This window comes from Pseudomonas sp. 65/3-MNA-CIBAN-0223, assembly GCF_040310425.1.
Classification (GTDB): domain Bacteria; phylum Pseudomonadota; class Gammaproteobacteria; order Pseudomonadales; family Pseudomonadaceae; genus Aquipseudomonas; species Aquipseudomonas gregormendelii.
Genome location: NZ_JBEOPV010000001.1, coordinates 156,717 through 172,657, shown reverse-complemented (window position 1 = coordinate 172,657; position 15,941 = coordinate 156,717). Strand labels below are relative to the sequence as shown.

General features: G+C 60.6%; 13 protein-coding genes. 4 read left to right on the top strand and 9 right to left on the bottom strand.

Annotation, left to right across the window (positions count from 1 at the left end):
• The first annotated feature begins 2 nt into the window (after positions 1–2).
• From AAEZ09_RS00730 to AAEZ09_RS00720, 3 genes are read left to right on the top strand one after another with little or no spacing between them, the layout of a single operon-like run.
• Positions 3–1,247 (top strand): exonuclease SbcCD subunit D C-terminal domain-containing protein, encoded by a 1,245-nt coding sequence (locus AAEZ09_RS00730; RefSeq protein WP_350597602.1) that lies wholly within the window; start codon positions 3–5, stop codon positions 1,245–1,247.
• Positions 1,244–4,885: an AAA family ATPase gene (locus tag AAEZ09_RS00725; protein ID WP_350597599.1), complete on the top strand. Its 3,642-nt coding sequence runs from the start codon at positions 1,244–1,246 to the stop codon at positions 4,883–4,885. The genes AAEZ09_RS00730 and AAEZ09_RS00725 overlap by 4 nt, the downstream gene beginning before the upstream one ends.
• Positions 4,882–5,478, top strand: a complete 597-nt coding sequence (locus tag AAEZ09_RS00720) for a glutathione S-transferase (protein ID WP_350597598.1) — start codon at positions 4,882–4,884, stop codon at positions 5,476–5,478. The genes AAEZ09_RS00725 and AAEZ09_RS00720 overlap by 4 nt, the downstream gene beginning before the upstream one ends.
• Positions 5,479–5,514: 36 nt before the next feature.
• Here AAEZ09_RS00720 and AAEZ09_RS00715 read toward each other — a convergent pair whose 3' ends face one another.
• From AAEZ09_RS00715 to AAEZ09_RS00680, 8 genes are all read right to left on the bottom strand, one after another.
• Positions 5,515–5,772, bottom strand: coding sequence for a hypothetical protein (locus tag AAEZ09_RS00715; protein ID WP_350597595.1), 258 nt, complete (start codon positions 5,770–5,772; stop codon positions 5,515–5,517).
• Positions 5,769–5,981, bottom strand: coding sequence for a hypothetical protein (locus tag AAEZ09_RS00710; RefSeq protein ID WP_045058646.1), 213 nt, complete (start codon positions 5,979–5,981; stop codon positions 5,769–5,771). Before AAEZ09_RS00710 ends, AAEZ09_RS00715 begins: the two co-directional genes overlap by 4 nt.
• A gap of 272 nt (positions 5,982–6,253) precedes the next feature.
• Positions 6,254–6,433 carry a hypothetical protein gene (locus AAEZ09_RS00705; RefSeq protein WP_045058647.1) on the bottom strand — a complete coding sequence of 60 codons (180 nt, stop codon included), beginning with the start codon at positions 6,431–6,433 and terminating at the stop codon, positions 6,254–6,256.
• Positions 6,434–6,589: 156 nt separating this feature from the next.
• Complete coding sequence (locus AAEZ09_RS00700; RefSeq protein ID WP_350597593.1) at positions 6,590–7,765, bottom strand: lactonase family protein; 1,176 nt, start codon at positions 7,763–7,765, stop codon at positions 6,590–6,592.
• The gene (locus AAEZ09_RS00695; protein ID WP_045058649.1) at positions 7,752–8,048 is read right to left on the bottom strand and encodes a DUF5629 family protein; all 297 of its coding nucleotides are present in this window, start codon (positions 8,046–8,048) and stop codon (positions 7,752–7,754) included. Before AAEZ09_RS00695 ends, AAEZ09_RS00700 begins: the two co-directional genes overlap by 14 nt.
• A gap of 221 nt (positions 8,049–8,269) precedes the next feature.
• Positions 8,270–9,850, bottom strand: a complete 1,581-nt coding sequence (locus AAEZ09_RS00690; RefSeq protein ID WP_350597590.1) for an aldehyde dehydrogenase (NADP(+)) — start codon at positions 9,848–9,850, stop codon at positions 8,270–8,272.
• 10 nt (positions 9,851–9,860) lie between these two features.
• Positions 9,861–10,859, bottom strand: a complete 999-nt coding sequence (gene araD1, locus AAEZ09_RS00685; RefSeq protein WP_350597588.1) for an AraD1 family protein — start codon at positions 10,857–10,859, stop codon at positions 9,861–9,863.
• 151 nt (positions 10,860–11,010) lie between these two features.
• Entirely contained in the window at positions 11,011–12,333 is a 1,323-nt protein-coding gene (locus AAEZ09_RS00680) for an MFS transporter (RefSeq protein ID WP_350597587.1), read from the bottom strand.
• Between the two features lie 193 nt (positions 12,334–12,526).
• Here AAEZ09_RS00680 and AAEZ09_RS00675 point away from each other — a divergent pair, with 193 nt between their 5' ends.
• Positions 12,527–14,263, top strand: a complete 1,737-nt coding sequence (locus AAEZ09_RS00675) for an IlvD/Edd family dehydratase (protein ID WP_350597586.1) — start codon at positions 12,527–12,529, stop codon at positions 14,261–14,263.
• Between the two features lie 233 nt (positions 14,264–14,496).
• Here the strand turns inward: AAEZ09_RS00675 and AAEZ09_RS00670 are convergent, their stop codons facing one another.
• Positions 14,497–15,651, bottom strand: a complete 1,155-nt coding sequence (locus AAEZ09_RS00670) for a hypothetical protein (RefSeq protein WP_350597583.1) — start codon at positions 15,649–15,651, stop codon at positions 14,497–14,499.
• Between the last annotated feature and the right edge of the window lie 290 nt (positions 15,652–15,941).

Sequence of the window (15,941 nt, the reverse complement as noted above, 5' to 3'; positions counted from 1 at the left end):
CCTTGCGTCTGTTCCACACCTCCGACTGGCACCTTGGGCAAAACCTGCACGGGCAGGAACGCGATTTCGAACACGGCTGCTTTCTTGACTGGCTGCTGCGCCAACTGAAACTCGACCAGCCTGATGTGCTGCTGATCGCCGGCGACGTGTTCGACACCGTCAACCCGCCGGTCAAGGCCCAGGAACGCCTCTACGACTTCATCGTCAGCGCCCATGAGCAGCAACCCAAGCTGACCATTGTGATGATCGCCGGCAACCACGATTCCGGTTCACGTATCGAACTGCCCGCCCCCTTGATGCGCCGCTTGCGCACGCATGCCCTGGGTCGGGTGCTGTGGCTCGACGACGGCCAGCTCGACGCCGAACGCCTGCTGCTGCCGCTGCCCAATGCCAAAGGCAAGGTCGTAGGCTGGTGCCTGGCGCTGCCGTTCCTGCGCCCGGCGGAAGTCACCGGCGCGCAGTTGGGCGACAACTACCTGCGCGGGATCGGCCAGGTGCACGAATGGCTGATCGCCGCCGCCAATGCCAAGCGCAAGCCCGGGCAGGCGCTGATCGCCATCAGCCACGCCCACATGGCGGGCGGCTCGGTGTCCGAAGACTCCGAGCGCAGCCTGATCATCGGCAATGCCGAAGCGCTGCCGGCCAGCCTGTTCGGCCCAAGCATCAGCTACGTGGCACTGGGTCACCTGCACAAGCCGCAGAAGGTCAACGGCGAAGAACGGATCCGCTACAGCGGCTCGCCGATCCCCTTGTCGTTTTCCGAAATCGGTTATCGGCACCAGATCCTCGACATCACGCTGGATGGCGAGGTCCTGGTCAGCGTCGAACCCAAGCTCATTCCCCGTGCGGTCAACCTGCAGCGCATCGGCCCCGCGCCGCTGGCGGACATTCTCCTGCAACTGGCCGACTTGCCCAACATCGACCTTCTGGCCGACGTCCAGCGCCAGCCCTGGCTGGAGGTGCGCGTGCGTCTCGACGAGCCGCAGCCGGACTTGCGCCACCAGCTCGAGACCGCCCTGCAAGGCAAGGCCGTACGCCTGGTGCGCATCGCCGCCGAGTATGCCGGCAATGGCGGGCGCGACGGTGCCGATGACGCCATGGCACTGATCGAGCTGGACCAGCTCACGCCGCAGGAACTGTTCAGCCGCGCCTGGCAGGACAACTACGGGAGTGAGGTCGATGAGAAGACGCTCAACGACTTCGCCGAGTTATTGCAGGACGTTCAGACCGAGAGCGAACAGCCATGAAGATCCTCGCGATCCGCCTGAAAAACCTCGCCTCCCTGGCCGGGCCATTTGAAATCGACTTTACCGCCGAGCCGTTGGCCAGCGCGGGTCTGTTCGCCATCACCGGGCCTACCGGTGCCGGCAAAAGCACCTTGCTCGATGCCCTGTGCCTGGCGTTGTTCGGCGCCGTGCCAAGGCTGAGCAACGCCCAGGTGTCCGCCAAGGCCCCCGACGCCGACGGCGAAATCAGTACCGGCGACCCACGCACCCTGCTGCGTCGCGGTACGGGCGAAGGCTATGCCGAAGTCGACTTCGTCGGCATCGACGGCCGCCGCTACCGCGCGCGCTGGGAAGCCAATCGCGCCCGGGAGAAAGCCGGTGGCAAGCTGCAGGCCAGTCGCCAGAGCCTGCGCGACCTCGACCAGGATCAATTGCTGGCCAGTCAGAAGGTCGAATTCAAGGTCCAGCTTGAAGCCGTTCTGGGCCTGAATTTCGAGCAGTTTACCCGCGCCGTCCTGCTCGCCCAGAGCGAATTCAGCGCCTTCCTCAAGGCCAACGACAACGAACGCAGCGAACTGCTGGAGAAACTCACCGACACCGCCTTGTACACCCGCCTCGGTCGTCGCGCGTTCGACAAGACCAGGGACGCCCGTGAGGCCCACAAGCTGCTGCAGGACCAGGCCACCGGCGTAACGCCGTTGCCGCCCGAAGCTCGCGCCGAACTCGATGAACGTTTCAACCAGGCGCAGCAGCAACTCAAGCACCAGCAGGGGCAACTCAAGCAGCTTGAGTTGCAGCACACCTGGCTCAAGGAACTGCGCCAGTTGCAGGACGAACAATGGGGCGCCACCGAACAATTGACCAGAGCCCAACAGGATTGGCAGCACCTGGCCGGCGATCGTTTGAAGTTGACCCGCCTGGAGCAACTGGCGCCACAAAGGCACCAGTTCGCCCGCCAGAGCGAACTCAAGGCCCGGCTTGCGCCGTTGGCTGCACAGATTCAGCAGCAGACCCGGCAACAACAGGATCTGCAGGCGCGCCAGGCACAACTCGAACAGAGCCTGGGCAATGCACAAGCAGCGCTGAGCGAGGCACAGGCTCAGCACACATCTGGCGCGCCACTGCTGCGCCAGGCCTTCGAAGCACAAAGCAGCCTCGCCCGCCTGATCAAGGACACCGGCCTCAGCGCCGAACGCAAGCAGCAAGCCGAACAGGCCTGCAGCGAAGGTCAAAACACCATTCAAGGGCTGCTCGATCAGCAGCAACGAGTGGTCGAACGCCTGCAGCGCATTGGCGCCGAGCTTGAGCAAAGCACTCACCTGGCCCCGCTGAGCGAAGCCTGGAATGCCTACCGCGACCGCTTGCAGCAATTGATGCTGATCGGTAATCGCCTGAACAAGGGCCAGGCGGAGCTGGCGTCCCTGGAGCAACACGCCAGCCAGGCCGCTGCAGAATGGGCCGGGCAAAAACACAATCTGGAAGTGCTCTACAAAGAGGCTGGTGCCGAGCCGGAGGCGGTGGCCGAACAGATCCAGTTGCTCGGCAATCTGTTGCAGGACAACCGCAAGCAACTGCGTGCATTCGAGGAACTGACGCGACTGTGGGCCAGCCAGCAGGCGCTCGACCAACGTGTCGCCGAACTGCAGCAGCGCCAGGGCGCAGCCCAGCAGGAACGCGAGCGGCTGACCCAGGACGGGGTCAAGACCAGGAACGAACTGGCTGTCGCCGAACAGACCCTGACCGTCACCCGTGAACTGCTCGAGCGCCAGCGCCTGGCCCGCAGCGCCAGTGTCGAAGAGCTGCGCGAGCAATTGCAGGACGATCAGCCCTGCCCGGTCTGCGGCAGCCCCGACCATCCTTATCATCAGCCCGAGGCGTTGTTGCAAAGCCTGGGCCGCCACGATGAGAGTGAACAGGCCAACGCCCAGCAAGCGGTGGATGCGCTCAAGGAAAAACTCACGGACCTGCGCACCGAGGTCGGCGGCGTCATCGCCCAGCAAAAGGAGTTGCTGCAACAGCAGGAGCAACTGGTCGCGCAACAAGGCAGCCTGGCGCCGAGCCTCCAAGCGCACCCACTGTCGGCCCAACTGTTCAACCAGGACGGCGCTCGGCGCGATGCCTGGCTGGCCCAGCAAAACAGCCAGTTAAACCAGAGCATCAGCCAGGACGAACTGCGCCAAACCGCCCTGCTCACCCTGCAACAGGACGCCGCGCGCCTGCAACAGCAGCTGCGCAACGCCGAGACCGTGAGCCAGCAGGCGACCCAGCACCTGGCCAATCAGCAACGCGAGCTGGCCAATGATCGCCAGCGCCTGGATGAGGAACTGACCGCCTTCAGCAGCCTGCTCCCCATCGCTACGCTGGACGCATTGCGCAATGAGCCGGCCGCGACCTTCATGCAGCTGGACCGGCAGATCACCCAGCGCCTGGAACAGCTTGATCAGCAACGCGACGAACTCAGTGAGCAGCAACAACGCCAGCAGACGCTGGAGAAGGAACAGGATCGCCAACTGACGCGCGTCCAGCAGCTGGAAGCGGCGCTGCAGCAGTTCAACTCACTCGCCGAGCAGCAACAAGCCTGTCAGCAGCAGCTTGCCCAGTTGTTGGGTGCCCATGACAGCGCCGAACACTGGCAGCAGCAACTGGACCAGGCGGTTGAGCAGGCGCGCAATACCCAAGCGACAGTCAGCCAGGCGCTGCAATCGGTGCGCACGGGGCTGGTGCAGTTGGCCGCCGAGCTCAAGGCGCAGCAGGAGCACCTGATCGCCCTGGAAACCGAAGAGCGCGAGCTGAGTGCGAAGATCGTCGACTGGCGCGCCTTGCACCCGGAGCTGGATGACGGCGGGCTTGAACAGCTACTGGGCGTCGACGACCAGCAGCTCGGCCAATTACGTCAACGCTTGCAGCTCAATGAAAAAGCCCTGGAGCAAGCCAAAGTACTGCTGCATGAGCGCGACAAGCGCCTGGCCAGTCATCAGGCGCAGCACAACGGCAATCTTGACGCGGAGCAACTGGTGACCGCGCTCGCCGAGCTGCAGGGCCAGCTCGCCGCCAGCGAACACCTTTGCGCTGAATTGCGCGCCGAGCAGGCGGAGGACCAACGCCGGCAAGCCGCCAATCAGGCACTGGCGCAACGAATTGCCGACGCCTATGCCGAGTACCAGCGCTGGGCGCGGCTCAGCGCCCTGATCGGCTCGGCCACCGGCGACACCTTCCGCAAGATCGCCCAGGCCTACAACCTCGACTTGCTGGTGCACCACGCCAACGTGCAATTGCGCCAGCTGGTGCGGCGCTACCGCTTGAAGCGCGGTGGCAGCATGCTCGGTTTGCTGGTGATGGACACCGAGATGGGCGATGAGCTGCGGTCAGTGCATTCCTTGTCCGGCGGCGAGACCTTCCTGGTGTCATTGGCCCTGGCCCTGGGCCTGGCATCGATGGCCTCGAGCACCCTGAAGATCGAATCGCTGTTCATCGACGAAGGGTTCGGCAGCCTCGATCCGGAATCCCTGCAACTGGCCATGGACGCCCTCGACGGCCTGCAGGCCCAGGGGCGCAAGGTCGCGGTGATCTCCCACGTGCAGGAAATGCATGAGCGGATTCCGGTGCAGATCCAGGTCCACCGCCAGGGTAATGGCCTGAGCACCCTGGAGGTGAAATGACCACGCTCTACTCCTTCCGCCGCTGCCCCTACGCCATGCGCGCTCGCATGGCCCTGCGCTACTCGTCGGTTGCCGTGGACATCGTCGAGGTGAGCCTGAAGGCCAAGCCACCGGAAATGCTGGCACTGTCACCCAAGGGCACGGTGCCGGTGCTGAGCATTGACGGCGCGGTGATTGATGAGAGCCTGGCGATTATGCGCTGGGCACTGGAACAGAACGATCCGGCGGACTGGTTGCTCAAGGATGATCCTGCCAGTCGGGCGCAGACCTGTACGTTGATCGAGGAGAACGACCAGGTGTTCAAGGTGCACCTCAATCACTACAAGTACGCCGAGCGTTATCCCGAACAGCCGATGGCGTTCTACCGGGCCGAGGGTGAGAAATTCTTGAGCAAACTGGATGAGATGCTGGAGCGTAATGACTACTTGTTGGCCGGCCATCCATGTCTGGCGGATGTGGCATTGATGCCGTTCGTGCGGCAGTTTGCGCACGTGGACAGGGAGTGGTTTGCGCAGACGCCGTATGTTCGGTTGCAGGCCTGGTTGCAGCGCTTTATCGAATCAGAGTTGTTCACCTCAATCATGCACAAATGAACTCCCGTGTACCCGTAGGCCCGCGGGTTCGGTGGGTTAGGCCAACACTTCACACATCCGCAGCACCGCGCAATCCACCTGGAACGGCCCGAAAAAATCACCAGCGCGCTTGGCAGGAGGGTTTCCAGCCATGAGCCCCAAGGACTTGGCGGTCTGAATATTGTGAGCCATGTTGTGATTGGCTTCGATTGACCGTGCTACAGCGCCAGCCGAGCCTTGCCCGACGCCTGCCAATGACGTGCCGTTGGTCATGAACGCCAAAAAAGCCACGACCCCGAGTTTGCTGCCTTTCATGACCCTGCCACTCCCGCCACGTCTGGGTGATCAACCACGGCGTTCTGCACGCGGTGTTCAAACTGGATGGCGGGATACGCGACCTGAATCGGTGCTTCGAAATCGTGCTGCATGTGCGCCGAGATACTGACGAACGACACCAGGACCACGTACAGACCGATGGCCAGGTAGGCGCCGTGTTTGGCGGAAGTGAGGATTGCGCTGGCCATGGTGTTCTCCCGTGGGCATGTTTCAGAGCCCACAGGATCAATCAGAAAACCCTGGCCAACCACTCAGCGTTTCCCATAGTGATCATCAGCTTGCTTGATCATTAAACCCGTCTATCACGACGCTTGATAAAACCAATGACCATCGAAAACACACACGTGCGTAACACCCACGCGCGTAGGAGCTGCCGAAGGCTGCGATCTTTTGATTTTATAAAGTCAAAAGATCGCAGCCTTCGGCAGCTCCTACGGGGGGAGCGCGATGAAATTGGATTTCAGGCTTGGGTTTTGTGATCCAGGGCAGCGTAGAAATTGGCGCTCTGCTGCAGGTATTTCTGGGTGTAGCTCTGGGTGTGGGATTTTTTGTTGCTGATTTCCACGCTGGCGCTGGTTGGCAACACAACGGTCGCGGAAATGGCGGATGCGGCAATCACGGAGAAGAGATTGAAGTTCATGGCGGTCGTCCTCGGAGTCAGTTGGCTTGCTTGCCCGGTGGGGCCGTGAAGCCAACTTAACCTCCGAGGGTTGCCGTCCTGAAATGCTTTGTAGCACTTCCAGATATCAGCCTCATTGATAGAACAGCGCAAGCCCCATCAACCGGGGGCTGCGGCCTATTGACGCACCAGGAACTTGAGATCGCTGGGGGCATCCATTGGCAGCTTCTGCACGGTTTTACCCAGCAGACCGCTTTGGGCATCGCGTTCGACCACGACAATCTGGTTGCTCTTCTGATTGGCAATAAGCAGGAACTTTCCGCTTGGGTCGAGGGCGAACTCGCGCGGATGATCGCCTTCCACCGAGCGCCGCTGCAGCTCCTTGAGCTGGCCAGTGGCCGGATCGATGGCGAACACCAGCAGCTGATTGGCGGTACCCCGGTTGCTGACGTACAGGAACTTGCCATCCGCCGAAGCATGCAGCGCAGCGGCGGCTTTGTCCGACGCCGGCTGGCCGGCGGCCAGCTCGACCAGTTGCGTCTGCGCAAGCTTGCCGTCCTGATAATCAAAGACCGCGACTTGCGCGCTCATTTCCATGGTCAGCCAGGCATGCTTGCCATTGCCGCTGAACAGCAAGTGCCGCGGCCCACTACCGGGCGGTAACTGGACGGACGCGGGGGTGGCTGCCACCAGCGGCAGCTCCGGATTGGCCTTGGGGTCGAAGCGGTAGACAAACACCTTGTCGGCGCCCAGGTCGTTGGAAAAGACGTAGTGACCGTCTGGCGAGGACACCGTCGAATGCACGTGCGCCGACATCTGCCGCTCGGGGTTGACCCGACTGGAGGCATGGCTGCTCAACTGCACCACGGTTTTCAGTTTGCCATCAGCGCCCACCGGCAACACCGCCAGAGTGCCGCCCGGGTCTTCGACCACGGAATAATTGCTGACGAACAAGTGAGTGGCGTCTGCGCTGAGGCTTGAATGAGTCGGCTCGTTGCCCAGGCTCTGCACTTGATTGATCAAGGTCAGGGCATGGGTTTTCGGATCGATTGAGTAGCTGCTGACGCGCCCGACCGGGTCCTTCTGGCCGGGGCCGTTTTCGTTGACCACGAACAGGTGACGCTGGTCTCGGGACAAGGTCAGCCAGGAAGGGTTTTCACTCTCGACCACCTGCAGCGGCTTGGCGTCGATCTGGCCGGTGGCGCTGTCGAAGTTCAGGCGGTAGAGGCCCTGACTCGCGCCGGCGGTGTAACTGCCTACCAGCAACGGGTAATCCGTCGTGGGTGCCGCCTGCACACCCATGGCCCCCACACTGCCGGCCATCAGCAACGGCCAGAAATTACGCATCCGCATGCTCGTCGTCCTCCTCATTGTCACCGCCGATGGCTTCCATCGGCACCAGGCGGTGCTCGCCGGAGTCGCCGGTGATGATCCAGCTTTTCAAGGCAGCGTCAAACGTCGCCGCCTGGATTTGCGCCATGCTGAACGCCCACCGCTTGAGCGCACGGCCGTCCATGCATTCGATATGCAGGTTATCGTCGTCATCGAGAGAGAAATCGAAGGCATGCAGCCCGTCGATTTCCAGCATGTCGCAGTGTTCAAGGGCGTTGAGCAAGGTATCGGTCATGGCAGTCAATCTTGAGAAGAAAGACGCAATGATAGCTCAATGCGGTGGTCGGGATTATCCCTGCCACCCCAACCCCGTATCACACACCCTCCCCGTAGGAGCTGCCGCAGGCTGCGATCTTTTGACCTGGCTTTTCGCGATTTCAAAACATCCAAGATCTAAAGATCTAAAGATCAAAAGATCAAAAGATCAAAAGATCGCAGCCTGCGGCAGCTCCTACCGGGGATGTGTCAGAGGGCGTTGCGGGAAGGCTGGCCATCCACCAGGCGCTGAATGCCCAATGGGTTGGCATTTTTCAGTGCATCCGGTAGCAGGCTGTCCGGGTAGTTCTGGAAGCACACCGGCCGCAGGAAGCGGTCGATTGCCAGCGTACCGACCGAGGTACCACGGGCATCGGAAGTCGCCGGGTATGGCCCGCCATGCACCATCGAATCGCAGACCTCGACACCCGTCGGGTAGCCGTTGAGCAGGATCCGTCCGACCTTCTGTTCCAGCAACGCCGTCAGCTCGCCAAACTGCTCGAAGTCAGCAGTTTCGCCGATGATCGTTGCCGTCAACTGGCCGCGCAGCCCATTGAGTGCGGCACCGAGTTGCGCCTGGTCCGCCACTTCGACAAACACCGTGGTCGGGCCGAAGACTTCTTCCTGCAAGACTTCATCACCGTCGACCAGCAGGCTGGCATCGGCCTTGAACAATTGCGGCCGCGCCTGGTTGCCCTGCTGCGTCTGACCCGCCAGGTGCGTCACGCCCGGGTGCGCGAGGAGTCTCTGCAGGCCTTTGCCATAACTGCTCAGAGTGCCGGCGTTGAGCATGGTTTGCGCCGGTTGGTCAGCGATCAAACCGGCAACCTGTTGCATGAAGGCTGTGAATTGCGGCGATTTGATGCCAATCACCAGACCAGGGTTGGTGCAGAACTGACCACAGCCCTGGACCACTGAAGCGGTCAGGTCACGGGCGACGTTTTCTGCGCGCACTTGCAAGGCCAGGGGCAGGACGATCACCGGGTTGATGCTCGACATCTCGGCGAATACCGGAATCGGCTGTGGACGCGCCGCCGCCATGTCGCACAATGCGCGCCCGCCTTTGAGCGAGCCGGTAAAGCCCACCGCCTGGATCGCCGGATGCTTGACCAGCGCCTCACCCACGCCGCCACCGTAAATCATGTTGAAAACACCAGCGGGCATGGCGGTTTTCTCTGCCGCGCGAATCAGCGCGCAGGCCACCAGCTCGGCGGTTGCCATGTGGCCGCTGTGGGCCTTGAACACGACGGTACAACCGGCGGCCAGGGCCGATGCGGTGTCGCCACCGGCCGTGGAAAATGCCAAGGGAAAATTGCTCGCGCCGAACACGGCGACCGGTCCCAGGCCGATGCGGTATTGACGCAGGTCGGGGCGCGGCAACGGCTGGCGATCCGGCAACGCCTGATCGATTCGCGCGCCGTAGAAGTCACCGCGGCGCAGCACCTTGGCGAACAAGCGCATCTGCCCACTGGTGCGCCCGCGCTCGCCCTGGATTCGCCCCGCAGGCAGCGCGGTTTCACGGCAGACCACGGCGACGAAGTGGTCGCCCAATGCATCCAGTTCATCGGCGATGGCATCAAGAAATTGCGCCCGCCGTTCGGCACTCAGGCTGCGATACGCCGGGTATGCGGCAGCGGCAGCATGGGCGGCGGCATCCACTTCTTCGGGGGTGGCTTGGTAAAACTCATGGGGCAACGCCTCACCGGTGGTAGCGTCAACGCTCTGCAGTTTCAGGGTGCCGGCGGCGCTGCGTTGGCCGCCGATGTAGTTGTGGCCAAGAATGCTGCTCATGAATATCTCCTTAAAGAGTGCCAATAGTGCCGGGCGTGAATGCCGCTTCGACGGGCTCAATGCCGTTGATCAGCGGTGCGCCAAACTCGGCCTGGCTGATCTCGAAAACGTCGCCTGGCTGAGTGCGAATACCGTCGGCAAACGACAGGGTCGCGGTACCGAAAAAGTGGATGTGCACATCCCCGGGGCGCAGGAACTGGCTGTACTTGAAATGGTGGTACTCGAGGTTTTCCAGGCTGTGGCACATGTTGGCCTCGCCGCTGAGAAACTCGTTCTGCCACACCACCTCGCCATTGCGCAGGATGCGGCTGGTACCGGCCAGGTGGTGAGGCAATGGTCCGACCCGAAGTTCCGGACCATAGCTGCAACTGCGCAATTTGGAGTGTGCCAGGTACAGGTAATTCTTGCGTTCCATCACATGATCGGAGAATTCGTTGCCGATCGCGAACCCGAGCCGATAAGGCTTGCAGTCGTAACCTATCACATAGAGGCCGCTGAGCTCGGGCTCTTCGCCGGCGTCTTCGGCGAACGGCGGCAGCGCAAACGGTTGGCCCGGGCGCACGACAATGCTGCCATCGCCCTTGTAGAACCACTCCGGTTGCACACCGGCCTGCCCCGCTGCCGGCTTGCCGCCCTCCACGCCCCATTTGAAGATGCGCATGGTGTCGGTCAGCGCCGCTTCATCGCCCGCCTGCTGGTGCATCTTGTCCCGTGCCGAGGCGCTGCCCAGGTGAGTCAGGCCAGTACCGCTGACCAGCAGGTGCGCTGGGTCCGGATGATCCAGGGGTGGCAGGATGCGCAGTGTGGCCAGCAGCTGCGCGTAATCATGGCTGATGCCCAGGCCCAGGCCCAGGCTGCTGGCCTGCTGTTCCAGGCTGACGCCAGCCTCGATCGCCGCCAGCGCCAGGTCACGCATCGTGCGGGCGCCCTGTACTTCACGGACCAGACCAGCCTCGACCACGCCGACCCGGCGTTCGCCGTTACTCAATTCGAATTGAACCAAACGCATGAAACCTCTCCTGTTATTACAACACCACAGTTCCCTGTGGGAGCGGGCTTGCCCGCGATGGCAACGGCACATTCAACAGTGATGTGTCAGGCAGATTGCTATCGCGGGCAAGCCCGCTCCCACAGGGTCAGTGGTGATTTCGTGTTTTGTGTCAGGTACGGGTAGCGCCCCGGGCACTCGCCGCAAACTCACCCACCGGCAGCACATGCTTGCGTTCCAGCAAGCGATAAACCACGCCCGTCAACACCAGGCCGAACACCATCACACCCGACAGGAAGTACAGCCCCGACGCCAGGTTGCCGGTGTACTCCTTCAACGCACCAATCACGAACGGGCCTATGTAGCCGCCCAGGTTGCCCACCGAGTTGATCAACGCGATCCCCGCCGCCGCACTCGCGCCAGCGAAGAACCGCCCCGGCAAGGTCCAGAACACGGCGGTGCAGGAAAACAGGGCAAACGCCACCAGGCACAGCGCCGCCAATTGCGCCACCGGCAGCGTCAGCCAGGCGCTGAGAAACAGGCCGATGGCACCCAGCACATAGAGCACAGCCAGGTGACCGTAGCGGTCATTCAGGCGGTCGGAACTGCGCGGGATAATCAGCAGGCCGATGATGCCGAAGATGTACGGCACCGATGACACGAAGCCGGTGGTCAGGTCACTGCCGCCGAATTGTTTGATCAGCGTCGGCAGCCACAACCCCAAGCCGTAAATGCTCAGGGTTACCGGCAGATAGAACAGCGCCAGGAGTAACACCCGTTTGTCCTTCAGCGCGTGCAGCGGATTACCGTGGCGGGTCTGGCCGTACGCCTGAAGGTCCTTTTGCAACTCACCGGTGAGCCAGTCCTTTTCGGCCTGGTCCATCCATTTGACTTGCTGCGGACCATCCGGCAACCAGCGCAGCACCGGCCAGGTCAGCAGGATCGCCGGGGTGCCGATGACGATGAACAGCCACTGCCAGCCGTGCAGACCCAACACGCCGTCCATGCCAAGCAAGCCACCGGACACCGGGCCGGTGATCATCATCGCGATCGGCTGGGAGAGGATGAACAGGCCGAGGATCTTGCCGCGATGGCGCACCGGGAACCACTGGGTGATGTAGTACAGCACGCCCGGGAAGAAGCCTGCTTCGGCCGCACCGAGGAGGAAGCGCATCACGTAGAAACTGTGCGGCCCCTGGACGAATGCCATGCCGATGGTGATAGCGCCCCAGGTCAGCATGATCCGTGCGAACCATCGCCGCGCACCAAAGCGTTCGAGCATCAGGTTGCTGGGGATTTCCAGGAGGAAATAGCCGATGAAGAACAGCCCGGCGCCCAACCCGTAGGCGGCATCGCCAATGCCGATATCGGCGCCCATGTGCAGCTTGGCAAAGCCCACGGCGGAGCGATCCACATAGGCGATCAAGTACAGCAGGATCAGGAAGGGAATCAGTTTGAGTGTGATGCGACGAATAAGCCGCAGTTCCTGGCTCATGAGATCGGTCTCCGATTGTTGTTGTTATGGAACCTCGGGGGACGCCTCTCGCAGAAAACCGCCAGGGCCATCCCTCCGTTGAAAGCGACTATATAGTAATACTATTTACTCAACAACACTTCCAAACACCGACATTAACGCTTATGTTAAGCGTCAGCTTGGACACTATAGTCATACAATAAGAGAATCGATCATGTCTGATAAAAAACCCACCCTGCGCTCCGCCCAATGGTTTGGCACCGCCGACAAGAACGGCTTCATGTACCGCAGCTGGATGAAGAATCAGGGCATCGCCGACCACCAGTTCCACGGCAAGCCGATCATCGGCATCTGCAACACCTGGTCGGAACTGACCCCGTGCAACGCGCACTTCCGGCAGATTGCCGAGCACGTCAAACGCGGGGTGATCGAGGCTGGCGGCTGGCCGGTTGAGTTTCCGGTGTTCTCCAACGGTGAATCGAACCTGCGCCCGACCGCCATGTTCACCCGTAACCTGACCAGCATGGACGTTGAAGAAGCGATTCGCGGCAACCCGATTGACGGCGTCGTACTGTTGACCGGTTGCGACAAAACCACCCCGGCGCTGCTGATGGGCGCGGCCAGTTGCGACGTGCCGGCCATCGTCGTCACCGGCGGGCCGATGCTCAACGGCAAGCACAAGGGCCAGGACATTGGCTCGGGCACCGTGGTGTGGCAGCTCAGCGAACAGGTCAAGGCCGGCACCATTACCCTCGACGATTTCCTCGCGGCCGAGGGCGGCATGTCCCGTTCGGCCGGCACCTGCAACACCATGGGCACTGCCTCGACCATGGCCTGCATGGCCGAAGCCCTCGGCACTTCCCTGCCTCACAATGCGGCGATTCCGGCGGTGGATGCGCGGCGTTATGTGCTGGCACACATGTCCGGCATGCGCGCGGTGGAGATGGTTCGCGAAGACTTGAAGCTGTCGAAGATCCTGACCAAGGAAGCCTTCGAAAACGCCATCCGCGTCAACGCCGCGATTGGTGGTTCGACCAACGCCGTCATCCACTTGAAAGCCATCGCCGGGCGCATCGGTGTCGCCCTTGAACTGGACGACTGGACCCGCATCGGTCGCGGCATGCCGACCATCGTCGACCTGCAGCCGTCCGGGCGTTTCCTGATGGAAGAGTTCTATTACGCCGGTGGATTGCCCGCCGTGCTGCGCCGCCTTGGTGAGGCCAATCTGATCCCACACCCTAACGCCCTGACGGTCAACGGCAAGACCCTCGGCGAGAACACCAAAGACGCGCCAATTTATGGCCAGGACGAAGTGATCCGAACCCTCGACAACCCGATCCGCGCCGACGGCGGCATCTGCGTGCTGCGCGGCAACCTTGCGCCGCTCGGCGCCGTGCTCAAGCCCTCCGCCGCCAGCGCCGAATTGATGCAGCATCGCGGCCGTGCGGTGGTGTTCGAGAACTTCGACATGTACAAGGCGCGGATCAACGACCCGGAACTGGACGTCGATGCGAATTCGATCCTGGTGATGAAAAACTGCGGGCCGAAGGGTTATCCAGGCATGGCCGAAGTCGGCAACATGGGCTTGCCGGCCAAGCTGCTGGCCCAGGGCGTGACGGACATGGTGCGCATTTCCGATGCGCGCATGAGCGGCACGGCGTATGGCACCGTTGTGTTGCACGTGGCACCGGAAGCGGCGGCTGGCGGGCCGTTGGCGGTGGTGCAGGAAGGTGACTTCATAGAGCTCGATTGCGCCAGCGGGCGGCTGCACCTGGACATCCCGGACGCGGAGCTCACGGCGCGCATGGCAGACCTGCAACCGCCGCAGCAGATGATCCTCGGCGGCTATCGGCAGCTGTATATCGACCATGTGTTGCAAGCGGACCAAGGCTGTGACTTCGACTTCCTGGTCGGCTGCCGAGGTGCCGAAGTGCCACGCCACTCCCACTGATCCCACCCACCCCCTGTGGGAGCGAGCCTGCTCGCGATAGCGGAGTATCAGTCAACAACGTGTTGAAGGTTAAACCACTATCGCGAGCAACCAGGTCGCCATCGTTCGCTTAATGCCTTACCGGAGCGTGAGAAGTTACACACGGCTCTCGCGACGGCCCGATCAAGAGAGCATGCCCCAAGGTACAACAACCAGAACAGTTTGCATCAAGCCTTATTGTGCGTTTAAAAAAATCAATCCGGCAGAGCCCGTTGAACAGCACCCCAAAGAGTTGGACGACCACCATGATAATCGCATATTTCGACAAACTCGTAGTTAATCCCTTGATGCGTGTTAGTGAGTTTTACGAATAACCGCCAGGGTCCTTTTTTAAAGCTATCACCCATGCTCACATGATAAACACAATATCTATTTATTTTCTTTTGCGTTTCTCGACTAAGTTTAAGATCTTGCTTTATTTGCGCCAACCTCTTATTGCACACATCTGGAAATCCCAGTGCACGTTGCCGATTAAACGTCGGACTATAAATAATGCCAGGCTCTTTTTGCGATTCTTCTTTGGAGATACTGTGAACAGGCTCGACAGGAGTGCTTGCCACATCGGTTTTTTTGGAAATAGCACGCTTCCTTAACTTAGTAGCTACCTCTAACGTCTCAGACTCCCCACTCCGCTGAGAAGGCAAGCTCGGTTTCGCATAATCCCAATACTGATGAATGGGCAAATCAGGGTTTACGTGGAAGAAGGGAATATCATGAGCCGTTAGATACCCAAGCAAGGAGCCTCCAGTATCGCTCGGAACTTCTTCATATTGTTCCTTCACCGCCTCCCATTTTGCTCGGAGAGCTTGCATCGCAGGACCTGCGGGAAAGCGAGTTATATAAATATTCGTCTTGGCAAGCGAGTCACTCAAAACTTCAGCCTGACAGAAAAAGCCCATCTCGTTATCTGCAAAATGCTTTCTGACATATTGCCGTATGCTTTCAATCTGGTTTTCCTCAAGAGGAACAAAATTTGAATTTTTATACTGTTGTCGAGACTTCTCAATGGCGTGATTAATATCATTAACAAATTCTGTTGCCGCCTGATCGGCACTAATACAACCTGGTCTGTTGTGATAGTCCTTATAAACCTGATTAACATTTTTTACCAACCTCCCGATCTCGCTTGAGTCCAGGCTGAAAATGTTATCTGGAATGTATTGTTCTATTGCAGACCATAAAGGGGTATCCCGTAACTCTTCGACTTGTTTCTGATAGTTTTCGACAATTTTTTTTCGACCTGAATGGAACGATTGGTAGATGCACTCTGCCAGCGCGCCTCCCGCTGCTCCGACCACGGCGCCTGCAGTAATACAATTCAACATAGATGTTTGGGTCAATGCGGCCATACCCGCCGCGCCCATTACGCCTAAGGTACCTCCTACGAGGGCGTTACCAACTATAGAGGCTTTGCTGCTGTCGCTGTTAGATGCTGAAACTGTTTGCTCCGCCAACCTGTTGGGTCTTGATGCACTCGGTGACGCTACCCTACGGCTTCCCGCTCGTCGCTGAACAAGGGCATTGCCTCCACCATTGCGCCCTACCCGATCCATGACATGCCTCCCCTTGGCAAAGGTTTTTATCTGCGCACCGGACGAGAAATACTGCCATTCCAGTTACGGGCAGGCGCTTTGACCGG

Excerpts from the sequence above, each read along its gene's own strand:
- AAEZ09_RS00680 (WP_350597587.1), bottom strand. The coding sequence starts at position 12,333 with ATGAGCCAGGAACTGCGGCTTATTCGTCGCATCACACTCAAACTGATT.
- AAEZ09_RS00720 (WP_350597598.1), top strand. The coding sequence starts at position 4,882 with ATGACCACGCTCTACTCCTTCCGCCGCTGCCCCTACGCCATGCGCGCT.
- araD1 (WP_350597588.1), bottom strand. The coding sequence starts at position 10,859 with ATGCGTTTGGTTCAATTCGAATTGAGTAACGGCGAACGCCGGGTCGGC.
- AAEZ09_RS00690 (WP_350597590.1), bottom strand. The coding sequence starts at position 9,850 with ATGAGCAGCATTCTTGGCCACAACTACATCGGCGGCCAACGCAGCGCC.
- AAEZ09_RS00715 (WP_350597595.1), bottom strand. The coding sequence starts at position 5,772 with ATGAAAGGCAGCAAACTCGGGGTCGTGGCTTTTTTGGCGTTCATGACC.
- AAEZ09_RS00710 (WP_045058646.1), bottom strand. The coding sequence starts at position 5,981 with ATGGCCAGCGCAATCCTCACTTCCGCCAAACACGGCGCCTACCTGGCC.
- AAEZ09_RS00675 (WP_350597586.1), top strand. The coding sequence starts at position 12,527 with ATGTCTGATAAAAAACCCACCCTGCGCTCCGCCCAATGGTTTGGCACC.
- AAEZ09_RS00670 (WP_350597583.1), bottom strand. The coding sequence starts at position 15,651 with ATGGCCGCATTGACCCAAACATCTATGTTGAATTGTATTACTGCAGGC.
- AAEZ09_RS00700 (WP_350597593.1), bottom strand. The coding sequence starts at position 7,765 with ATGCGGATGCGTAATTTCTGGCCGTTGCTGATGGCCGGCAGTGTGGGG.
- AAEZ09_RS00725 (WP_350597599.1), top strand. The coding sequence starts at position 1,244 with ATGAAGATCCTCGCGATCCGCCTGAAAAACCTCGCCTCCCTGGCCGGG.
- AAEZ09_RS00705 (WP_045058647.1), bottom strand. The coding sequence starts at position 6,433 with ATGAACTTCAATCTCTTCTCCGTGATTGCCGCATCCGCCATTTCCGCG.